This is a genomic window from Limosilactobacillus sp. (assembly GCF_051873075.1).
Classification (GTDB): domain Bacteria; phylum Bacillota; class Bacilli; order Lactobacillales; family Lactobacillaceae; genus Limosilactobacillus.
Map to the genome: position 1 here is coordinate 1 of NZ_JBJEEM010000045.1, position 9,674 is coordinate 9,674.

The window sequence follows — 9,674 nt, forward strand, 5'->3', positions numbered from 1 at the left end:
TAGATTCGTCTCCTGAAAGTGGAGGAAGAGGTGCTCCGTCAAGTCCAGGACGACGCTGACCAGTAGGGAACTGAACCCTACCACAACGCCCAGTACCACTGTCGCAATGGCCAGTGGCAGGTTTTTCGTTATTTTTACCATTCTCTTTACTCTCCAAACTATTAGAATTGAAAATCGGTAATTATTTTAACACGTTTACCAATAACTTACAGGCTGATTCTTGTCGAGCGGCCTGGTAAATCGGTATAATAAAAGAAGTTTGACAAAATTCCAGGTGAAGATAATTAAGATGAAAAAATACTCGAAAGCTCTGGCCGGGATCGGCTGCTGGATCATTTTTACTATTTTCCTCGTTGGTACCCACAACAATGCTAGCTGGATTCGCCGCTTAGATCAGTGGGGTTATCGGCTGCTGCAGCCCACCACCGTTACGCGGACCCGGCTTTTTACCATCATCACCCACCTTGGGGATCCCCGGCTACTCCTGTTCCTTTCACTACTCATTTGTATCGGGTATGGGTGGCACCACCAGCTTATTAGAGGAATACAATTTATCAGCTTGCAGTTCATTGGGTATGCACTGGTGATTGCAATCAAATACAGCATCCAACGGCCCCGCCCCAATCACAAGTTGATTCCCGCGAACGGGTTCAGTTTTCCCAGCGGTCACACTTTTGCGACGACCGTTTTTGTTTTGGCAGTTGTCGCATTGCTTTGGCCACGACTCAGCAGACACTGGCAACAAGTCATTGCGCTGGTGGTTGCCGGGTGCTGGATCATATTGGTAATGGCCTCACGGGTCTACCTACGTAACCACTTTACTAGCGACGTTCTTGCAGGCCTGTGCCTGGCCAGTGGCTGGTGGCTACTGGCTACGACGGCTTGGCAAATGCTGCTTAATGATCACAGGGAAATTGCCAGTTGAAAACGTTTGACGAGACAGTATAATTAATAGTTGAAAATATAATGGGAGGAATTGGCATGAAAAGCCGATTTAAGATTGGATTACTTTTAACAGTTGGAATTACCCTGGTCCTCGGACTGTTCTTGGCAACCCCCGTCTCTGCCGACCGGGTTGCCACGGCAAACGATAATAGCCAAAGTACTAAATTAATTACCCCGAACGATAACAGTAGTACCACCAGCAGTTCGGCAGAAGCCTCGGACAAGTCCTCTTCCGATAGCGATACCACGGTCAACCAAAACTCAACGAGTCGGGCGAATACCAATCAAAATACGGCCAGCGCAAATAGTTCTAGTACAACTGCTAATAGCACAAGTGCTAAAAGTACGAGCACCGCAACCGACAATGATAAGCAGACCACGTCCACGGTATCGGTAGCCGTTGTTAATGATAGCCAACCGGCGAACAGTCAATCGACAGCAACCCAGTCCAATGACACTTCTAAGGTTAAAAGTGTTAAAGAAGTTACCCTGACAACGCCCAATAGCGCTAAACAGATCAACCAGCAAAGCCTCAGCCAAAAGATCGCCTTAATTCCGCAAGTAAGCAAACAGGCGTTAGTAATGACTGGTGGAATCGCTTCGCTAGTGTGGGTCCCCACAGTCGTCATAATCTTTAATACCCTTGTTTAGGATCGCCATGATCCTTCTTTTTGTTTAAAATAAAATAGTCAGTGGAAAGGATGAACTCTCCACTGACCACTTCATGTAAGTAGGTAGGCAATCACTACCTGTTTTGTATTGTAACAGTCATTTTTTACTTAGGCAATAGGTGAAGTGTTTAATTAACTATTAAATTAACCTATTCATCGATAAACGAGGAAAATTACCCTGCCAAGCAAACAATAACTAAATCAGTATTGCCAACCGGGGTTAAGAACATTAAAGTAGTTGATGTGATTATTATTGAAGGAGTAATTATTCATGGAACAAATTTTTCTAACCGTCTTAACCATTATCTTTATCGTAGAAAGTTTCTTTGAGATTCGTTACTTTGCCCAGATCAGGAACATCTTTGTCACCTCCGGCCGGGTTACGCCGACCAAGCGTGTTCAACGAATCATCAAGATTGAAAACATGTGGAGCTGGATCTCATGGATCTTCCTGTTCCTGCTGTTCGTTCTTCCCGACGTCTACACGATGCTGGTGATCTGCGTAATTACCCTGATTGAAACCTGGGTGGTCTACGAACTCTACAATGCACGTGATTATGCTCAGCAAATCAACAAATAGTCTTAAAAGGGAGTCACTAATTTACGGTGACTCTTTTTTAACTCATCTAAATTTGTTTGACAGCTAACAATTAGTCGAATATAATAATTTGACGAATACTAATCAAGGGAGTGGTGAAATGACGAAGCAAATGGTAAACATCGGACGCCTGATTAAACGTGCGGAGGTCAGTCTTGTCCGCCAAATGAATGATTTTGCCCGGCAAAACGGCCTAACCGGCACCCAAATGAACATTATCGACTACCTGAGTCGACAAGAAAAGATGGCCGCCGACCAAAAAGCAATTGAAAACGAGTTTAACATCCGCCGGTCCACGACTACAATCGTCCTCCAACGAATGGAGAAACGTCAGCTGGTTCAGCGGATTATCGATCCGCGTGACCGGCGCAGACGCCAGGTCCAATTGACGGATAATGCTCGCCAACTAATTCCAGAAGTTCATGCCTATATTAATGGTCAAGAGCAGCGCCTCAGAAAGCACTTTTCTGAAGGTGAACTCGCCGCGGTTACCCGCGTGTTGCAATACATTGAGGAGGAAGATAGGATATGACCAATAACACCGTTAGGATCCCCGCCAAGGTCATCGCTGCGGTTATCGCCACTGGACTATTGTCGTTTTGCGGGGTGATTGTCGAAACCGCCATGAACGTCTCGTTCCCTAAATTAATGACCGAATTTGGGGTGACGACCAACGTGGTTCAATGGATGACCTCAATTTATCTGCTGGTCGTCGCAATCATCGTGCCCCTGTCAGCACTTTTGAAACGGTCCTTTCGTACCAAACCACTTTTTTTAACTGCCGTAATCTTCTTCATTGCCGGGGTTATTATTGATGCCCTCGCCCCAACCTTCCCCATCTTGTTGATTGGCCGCCTGGTCCAGGGACTCGGCACCGGGATCTCGTTACCATTGATGTTTAACATCATCATGGAACAGGTTCCCCGACCAAGAATTGGCCTGATGATGGGCTTTGGGAACCTCATCACGGGGATTGCCCCGGCCATTGGCCCAACATTTGGGGGAATTATCGTTTCCAGTTTGGGCTGGCGGTGGATCTTCTACATCCTCCTCCCCTTCCTGCTAGTATCATTACTGCTCGGCATGTGGGGGATTCAGCAAAAGGCAGCCACCATGCGTCAACACTTCGACATCCCAAGCTGTCTGCTGGTCGCGATCATGTTCACCGGCCTCGTCGTTGGCTTTAGTAACTTGGCGGCATTACCGCTGCTGAGCTGGTCCGTCGGTGGGGCAATCTTGACGGGGCTAATTGCCATGGGGCTATTGAGCTGGCGGTCACTTAGTATCACCACCCCAATCCTTGATTTACGGCTGTTTAGCAATCACCGCTTTGCCGGTCACGTGTTGATCTTCTTTCTCACTCAGATGTGTTCCCTGGGCTTTGCCTTCCTGCTTCCCAACTACATCCAGCTGGTCAACCATAATACGGCCCTCCTTGCCGGCCTCGTCGTGATGCCAGCCGGTTTCTGTGGAGCGCTGTTCGCCCCCATCGGCGGTCGCTTGCTAGATCAGTATGGTCCCAAGAAACCGGTGCTGGCTGGAAGTGTTCTCATGGCGGTGGCGATCTTAATCTTCACCCTCTTCTCTCCAGCCATGAGCAACCTGGCCATCGCGCTTGTCTATATTCTTTATATGTCCGGCATGGGTGCGTTGATGGGGACGGTCATGACGAGTGCCCTTGCTAGTCTTTCCCAGGATAAGCAAGCTCAAGGGAACGCCATCCTTAATACCCTGCAACAATTTGCCGGTTCGATGGGAACTTCACTGGTGGCGATGATTGTTGCCAAGAGTCAGGTAGGAGTCGGCAAAACAGCTGCTGCTACCGCCCTTGGAACCCAGCACGCATTCATTTTAATGCTGGTATTTGTGATGATCATCGTTGTAGCGGTGTTGCGTTTTGTTCCTCAGCGGTTGAATTAATTTTTTGAGATTCCTTTTTCGGGGAATCTTTTTTTGTTTTATGTTTAGTTAAAGTAAATTACAACTATAAGTACAAACAACAAAAAAGCAACCTGGTAAGTGTTCCTCACCGGGTTGCACCAACAATATTCATTTTAGTTAAATAGGTAAGCTAACCAATCATGCCACGTGCGCGGTCTTTTCTTGGCGGTTGCCGATTTGATATCCAGTAGATTGGTATCGAGATGCCGTGCAATATTCATTCTATCAACCCCTAATCGGTAAGATAACTCAGCGGCTTATCAACGTTAACCTTCGTGCCCTGGTACTTTTTCTTGATCCATTGCTGAATCTGCTGGTTGTGGTAAAGGGCAACCAGCTTCTGGTAATTCTTGTTGTGACGGTTCTTTTGCGCCGTAGCAATAACATTGATGTTGTTTTTCGTGCTCTGGTTGACCTTTTCGTGGTAAATCGAATCTTTGAGAACGTTCAGATGACCGGTCAGCGCAATCGTGTTGCCGATCAAGACCAAGTCGGTGGATTTTAATACCCGGGGACCGGTCGTGTCGTCGATTTCCTTAAACTTAAGGTTTTTCGGGTTGGCGGCAATGCCCTCAGTCCCGCTGGTCGGACCGAAGTTCTTTTTCAATTTAATCAAACCGGCACTCTGCAAGAGGAGCAGGCCCCGCGCGGTGTTGGCCGGGTTATTGGCAATCGCCACCGTCGCCCCGTCAGGTACTTGGCTTAACCGATGGTAGCGATCCGAGTAGATCCCCATGGGTTCCAGGTAGGTGGTTCCCAAGGCAACCAGTGGTGCCTTTTTGTTCTCCTTGTTATAGGTCTGGAGGTAAGACCAAGACTGGAAGGCATTAACATCGATCTCACCATTGGCAGTGGCCTTGTTCAGAGCAATCGGGTCGGTAAAGCTCTTAACCCGGATCTTCAGCCCCGCCTTCTTGGCCTGGTCGGACTTGGCAATGTGTTGCCAAACTTGAACATCGGGGCCGATCGTCCCCAAGGTGATCGTCTTCTTCCCTAGTGGTCCTCCGTTGGCGGCACTACTCAGGCCCAAACCCACGGCAAGCACGACGATTATCCCGATCACCCACCACCAAATGGTGTGCTTCTTTCTCGATTTACGCATTGAAACCCGCTCCTCTCTTGCTCAGTTCTCTCTTATGCTGTTCTTTTAATCGACCACGTGCCGTTCAAATGGCTGGTCTGAAATTCCCTCGCTGAGAATCTTTTTGGACCATTCCTTGGCGGAGAAGAGGGAGTGGTCACGGTAGTTCCCGCAGGACTCGATTGTCGTCCCCTGAACGTCCTCCCACTTGGTCTTGTAGGCAATCTCTTCCAAAGATGACTTGAGCGCCTTGGCAACTTCAGTGGTCGAATGTTCGCCCCAGGTGATCAGGTGAAAACCGGTCCGGCAGCCAAATGGGGAACAATCAATCACCCCAGTGAGCCGGTCACGCAACAGGCCGGCCAGCAGGTGCTCAATCGTGTGCAGACCCGCCGTTGGAATGGCGTTTTCATTGGGCTGAACCAGGCGCAAGTCATAGTTGCTGATCTTGTCGCCCTTTGCGCCCTCTTCAACCGTAATCAAACGAACGTAAGGTGCCTTTACCTTGGTGTGATCTAATGTAAAACTTTCAACTTTAGCCATAATAATTATCTCCTTTATCTATTTATTAATCCCAAACTTCATCGGCAATGCTCTTAATCAATTTGAGCTTCTTCCATTCCTGATCTTCCGTTAAGATATTCCCCTCTTCCGTCGAGGCAAAACCGCATTGGGGACTCAAGCACAGGTTAGCCAATGGGACATGCTCAGCTGCCTCATGAATCCGCTTGATGACCGCCGTGCGATCCTCAAGTTCCCCGCTCTTGGAGGTGACCAGGCCCAGGACGATTCGGACATCCGGCCGCTGATTCCAGATGGTCGCCAGCGGTGCGAAGTCTCCCGCCCGATCACTGTCATACTCGAGGAAGAAGCCATCATAATCAAGTTGAGCCAGGTACTTAGCAACCGGGCCATAACCACCGGAAAAGAGGAAGGTTGACTTAAAGTTTCCTCGGCAGATATGAGTGGTGATGGTTAGACCCGCCGGACGATCCTTCAGGGCCCCGTTAATCACCGTCACCGCATCCTCGGCCAGCTGGACATACTTGGCGTGGGCCGCCGGGTCATCGGTGGTGGCGTTCAGCTTACTGATCAAGAAGGCCCAGGTGGTGTCATCAATCTGCAGGTACTTGCAACCCAGATCGGCGAAGTGCTTGATCGTCAGACGGTAGGCCGTGGCGAGGTCTGCCAGGTAGTCAGCACGGCGATCGTAGAACTCGGGCCAGTTGTCCGACCGGTTATCCCGGAAGAGCATCGTTGGTGACGGAATCGTCTGCTTGGCCACGGCATTCTCTCCGGCAACCCGCTTGGTAAATTCAAACGCCTTGAAAAACGGGTGGTCGGGATTGTAGGCCACCTTGCCAGCCAGCTCGGCATTGTCGGTCCGGGTCTTGGCGCCTTGGAACTTGTAACTTTGCTGGTAGTCATACTTGGCGACCCCCTTCAGCCCCCAGAGAAAGTCGAGGTGCCACCAGCTGCGCCGGAACTCGCCATCGGTTACCGCGTGAAGGCCAACCGCCTTTTCCTTGGCAATCAGCTCGGTGATGCATTCATCCTCGACCTTGGTCAGTGCGGCCCGGTCAATCTCACCGGCCTTGAAACGAGCCCGGGCCTGCTTAAGTTTGGCCGGTCGAAGGAAGCTGCCGACAATGTCATAGCGATATGGTGCTTGTAAGTTTGCTGTCATATTGAATCCATCCTTTCGATGCTAGATGAGAAGATGATGAGAGCTCGGAAATAAAAAAGCCCCGAAGAACAACCCAATCGGTTGTTCTTCGGGACGTTAATAATTACGATTAATTAACGTGTTACCACCCTAATTCGGTACGATCTCACGACCATACCCTCAATGGGTACACCACTAATGGTAAACCCAGGCGCTGTACCGGGCGCCACCCGGGAGCTGCTTACATCCGCTCGCAACTCGCTACTGCTCCAAGACCATCTTCACATTCCTGAGCAGTGCCGGTTCTCATCAAGCGCGGTTCTCTGTAACTGCATTAGAATGTTACTCATCTTTTCTAAGCATTTCTTAATTTGATTGCCATTATAATATAACAATTCTTAGCATAATGCAAGAACAGATTTCAACTTTTCTCAGTAAAAAAAGCCCGCGGGAAATTTCCCCGCAGGCCGAAGAATGAACGATCACAGCGGCAGATCACCAAACAAGGCGTCAAGGTCGTCAGCCGGAGCGTCTTCAACCGTCTTGTGTTCCTTAGGCAGCTGCTGAAGAATCGTAGCTAGTTTGGTCCACGATTCGGTTAATTGCGGCGTCTGGCAGATTTTGGCCACGTCCAATCTCGTTGCGCGATAATTGGGATGGTTGTGGAAATCGTACCGCTCCACTTGCGTCAAGTACCCGCTGATGTCCAGCAAGAAGGTGCTTTCCCCAAGCCGTCGAATAGCCTGGGCGTCCCGATTGAAGCGGTCGGCCGCCGTCTTGGCCATTGTCAGGTCGGTCGTCCCCGTCATGAGGTAGGCGCCGCAGTTACCGATCACGCTCCCCGCGTTCTCACCAAACTTCGCGGCCAGTTGTGATTCATCTTGGACCATCATGCACAGCGAGATGTTCCGGCTCCGGGCCGTTGCCAGGTAATCGTCGAAGTGGGGAACCGCAATGTTCTTAAAATCATCCAGGAAGAAACGGACCTTAGTTTTCAGACGGTTGGCCGGCATCCGGAAGGCCTGGTGGTACAGGAAGCTGAAGAGCTGCGCATAGAAGACGTTGGCGAGGAAGTTCTTCGCGGGATCGGCGTCATCGTACAGGACAAATATCGCGGTCCTGGGTTGCAGGAGGCGGTTGAAGTCGAGCTGGTTGCTGGCCAGCAGGTGGTCAACATCGCTGATCATGTACGGTGCCAGGGCGGTCCCCAAGATCCCGACGATGCTGCTCCAGGTCTTGGGTGAGTCCTTGCTCCGGGTGACGCTGTTCCACATCCGCAGCGCAACGGACCGCGGGGTTTGCGCCTGCACCCAGGAAAACAGCCGCTCGCCCAGGCTAACCGGGACGATATTCCCGTCGTCATAATGATCATGGTCAAAATGATACTCGCCATCCTGTACTGGACAGCCAAGTGTTGCCAGGACCGCGTTGACATCCTCGTCGGGACGGTCGATCAGTTCAAACAGGCGGGTCACCGTTCCCATCGTCTGCTCAGCTACAGGCAGGAACTCCTTGGTAAACATGATCAACGAAGCCAGGATGCTGGCCGGCGCGTTCGTCCAGAAGGGATCATCGAATCCCCGCGCAGCGTTATCCCGGCCCGTCACGTCAGCACTCACCACCTGGTGGGCAAAGGAGACCACATCCAGCTGGCTCTGCATGTAGTGCAATGGATTATAGGTCATCGAGTGCTTCAGATCAACCAGGTTCAACACCTGCAGCTGGTAACCCTTGTCCTGCAGGCTGCGGCCGGTGTCCGCCAGGATATCGCCCTTAGCATCCGCAATCACGTAGTTGGCATTGGCCTGGAGGACGTTGGGCTCGACAAATGAGTAGGTCTTCCCGGTCCCGCTTGACCCCACCACCAGGGTATTATCGTTCTTGGCATGGCAAAAGTCGATCGGCAAAAAGGTCCGCTGGCCAAAGATGGTCGCGTCCTGCTGGTAGCGGGTTACCCATGGCGTTTGAGGTGACGGTTGCTCTTCAGAAGTGTTAAAGCCGATTGTCTGCATGTATATTTCCTCCATTCGTTAGCGAGCGATAAAGACTATTCAACGACCAAGCAGAGCTGGTCCCGGTCCTGATCAATACTGGTCGTCATGGCCACGTTGGTTTCGCCGTACTCACCATCTCGCCAGGGCAACCTGAACGTGACGGTATGGTGGTCGGTATCGATCAGGTCAACGTCGACGATATCTGGCATCTGGCTGAGTCGTTCGTCCAGCATCATACACTCCCCGTCTTCGTGAAAGGCCTCGGTGGCTAATTGATGCAAAAAGGCCCGAGAGACTTGCAGGACGAACCGGCGGCAGGCCCAGGAACGCTGGATTTCCCCTGTTTGGTCCGCACTAATGTTAGAAACAACATCATCGACCCGCAGCTCCGTGACCTTTTCCATCGGAATCGCAAAGGATTCGCAGTTTTCCGCGTTCAAAACCAGCTTAGCAATCTTTGTTTTTTCCATCTTCTTACCCCCAGAAACTAGCCATTGCAACGAAAAAAAGCAGTATTACATAAAAAAGCCATATTATGAGAGCTCTATTTGGTCAGAAGGTATGCTAAATAAACATGAACGAGCACATAACACTCCATCATGCAAACATGTCTTAAGAACCCTCTAACCTTTGCGTTCCTAATTAACGCATCTTAAATAAAACTTTCATAATATGGTTCTTTTAATTGTAATACTGCTTTGCAGGCAGGAAGTCCCACCTACAAGTACTAATTTTACTACTTTACGTGCTGAATGCAAGCCATTTTTCGCCTTAAAAT

The 9,674-nt window shown here is 50.1% G+C and carries 10 protein-coding genes and 1 pseudogene; 5 read left to right on the forward strand and 6 right to left on the reverse strand.

Going from position 1 to position 9,674, the window contains the following annotated elements; all coding sequences use genetic code 11:
• Positions 1–141: pseudogene (locus ACI31J_RS05540) on the reverse strand (chloride channel protein); the annotation flags it as partial.
• Between the two features lie 148 nt (positions 142–289).
• Between ACI31J_RS05540 and ACI31J_RS05545 the strand changes: the two are divergent.
• The 5 genes from ACI31J_RS05545 to ACI31J_RS05565 all read left to right on the forward strand — a co-directional run bounded on the left by ACI31J_RS05545 (position 290) and on the right by ACI31J_RS05565 (position 4,134).
• Positions 290–925: a phosphatase PAP2 family protein gene (locus ACI31J_RS05545; protein WP_439773442.1), complete on the forward strand. Its 636-nt coding sequence runs from the start codon at positions 290–292 to the stop codon at positions 923–925.
• Positions 926–981: 56 nt separating this feature from the next.
• Positions 982–1,596: a hypothetical protein gene (locus ACI31J_RS05550; RefSeq protein WP_439773443.1), complete on the forward strand. Its 615-nt coding sequence runs from the start codon at positions 982–984 to the stop codon at positions 1,594–1,596.
• Positions 1,597–1,887: 291 nt separating this feature from the next.
• On the forward strand, positions 1,888–2,196 hold the full coding sequence (locus ACI31J_RS05555) for a hypothetical protein (protein WP_439773444.1): 309 nt from the start codon (positions 1,888–1,890) through the stop codon (positions 2,194–2,196).
• Positions 2,197–2,314: 118 nt separating this feature from the next.
• Complete coding sequence (locus tag ACI31J_RS05560) at positions 2,315–2,746, forward strand: MarR family winged helix-turn-helix transcriptional regulator (RefSeq protein WP_439773445.1); 432 nt, start codon at positions 2,315–2,317, stop codon at positions 2,744–2,746.
• Positions 2,743–4,134: a DHA2 family efflux MFS transporter permease subunit gene (locus ACI31J_RS05565; protein ID WP_439773446.1), complete on the forward strand. Its 1,392-nt coding sequence runs from the start codon at positions 2,743–2,745 to the stop codon at positions 4,132–4,134. The genes ACI31J_RS05560 and ACI31J_RS05565 overlap by 4 nt, the downstream gene beginning before the upstream one ends.
• Positions 4,135–4,387: 253 nt before the next feature.
• Here ACI31J_RS05565 and ACI31J_RS05570 read toward each other — a convergent pair whose 3' ends face one another.
• The 5 genes from ACI31J_RS05570 to ACI31J_RS05590 form a co-directional block, all read right to left on the reverse strand.
• Entirely contained in the window at positions 4,388–5,257 is an 870-nt protein-coding gene (locus ACI31J_RS05570; protein WP_439773447.1) for a MetQ/NlpA family ABC transporter substrate-binding protein, read from the reverse strand.
• Positions 5,258–5,302: 45 nt separating this feature from the next.
• Complete coding sequence (locus tag ACI31J_RS05575; RefSeq protein ID WP_439773448.1) at positions 5,303–5,779, reverse strand: S-ribosylhomocysteine lyase; 477 nt, start codon at positions 5,777–5,779, stop codon at positions 5,303–5,305.
• A gap of 25 nt (positions 5,780–5,804) precedes the next feature.
• A complete protein-coding gene (locus ACI31J_RS05580) occupies positions 5,805–6,923 on the reverse strand; it encodes a vitamin B12 independent methionine synthase (RefSeq protein ID WP_439773449.1) in 1,119 nt (372 codons plus the stop codon).
• A 461-nt stretch (positions 6,924–7,384) separates the two neighbouring features.
• Positions 7,385–8,914 carry a VirD4-like conjugal transfer protein, CD1115 family gene (locus tag ACI31J_RS05585; protein WP_439773450.1) on the reverse strand — a complete coding sequence of 510 codons (1,530 nt, stop codon included), beginning with the start codon at positions 8,912–8,914 and terminating at the stop codon, positions 7,385–7,387.
• 35 nt (positions 8,915–8,949) lie between these two features.
• Positions 8,950–9,366 (reverse strand): hypothetical protein, encoded by a 417-nt coding sequence (locus tag ACI31J_RS05590; protein ID WP_439773451.1) that lies wholly within the window; start codon positions 9,364–9,366, stop codon positions 8,950–8,952.
• Positions 9,367–9,674 lie beyond the last annotated feature (308 nt).

What these genes read in the sequence shown, in the direction of transcription:
- ACI31J_RS05570 (WP_439773447.1), bottom strand. Translation starts at nt 5,257, where the DNA reads ATGCGTAAATCGAGAAAGAAGCACACCATTTGGTGGTGGGTGATCGGG.
- ACI31J_RS05575 (WP_439773448.1), bottom strand. Translation starts at nt 5,779, where the DNA reads ATGGCTAAAGTTGAAAGTTTTACATTAGATCACACCAAGGTAAAGGCA.
- ACI31J_RS05560 (WP_439773445.1), top strand. Translation starts at nt 2,315, where the DNA reads ATGACGAAGCAAATGGTAAACATCGGACGCCTGATTAAACGTGCGGAG.
- ACI31J_RS05555 (WP_439773444.1), top strand. Translation starts at nt 1,888, where the DNA reads ATGGAACAAATTTTTCTAACCGTCTTAACCATTATCTTTATCGTAGAA.
- ACI31J_RS05565 (WP_439773446.1), top strand. Translation starts at nt 2,743, where the DNA reads ATGACCAATAACACCGTTAGGATCCCCGCCAAGGTCATCGCTGCGGTT.
- ACI31J_RS05550 (WP_439773443.1), top strand. Translation starts at nt 982, where the DNA reads ATGAAAAGCCGATTTAAGATTGGATTACTTTTAACAGTTGGAATTACC.
- ACI31J_RS05580 (WP_439773449.1), bottom strand. Translation starts at nt 6,923, where the DNA reads ATGACAGCAAACTTACAAGCACCATATCGCTATGACATTGTCGGCAGC.
- ACI31J_RS05545 (WP_439773442.1), top strand. Translation starts at nt 290, where the DNA reads ATGAAAAAATACTCGAAAGCTCTGGCCGGGATCGGCTGCTGGATCATT.
- ACI31J_RS05585 (WP_439773450.1), bottom strand. Translation starts at nt 8,914, where the DNA reads ATGCAGACAATCGGCTTTAACACTTCTGAAGAGCAACCGTCACCTCAA.
- ACI31J_RS05590 (WP_439773451.1), bottom strand. Translation starts at nt 9,366, where the DNA reads ATGGAAAAAACAAAGATTGCTAAGCTGGTTTTGAACGCGGAAAACTGC.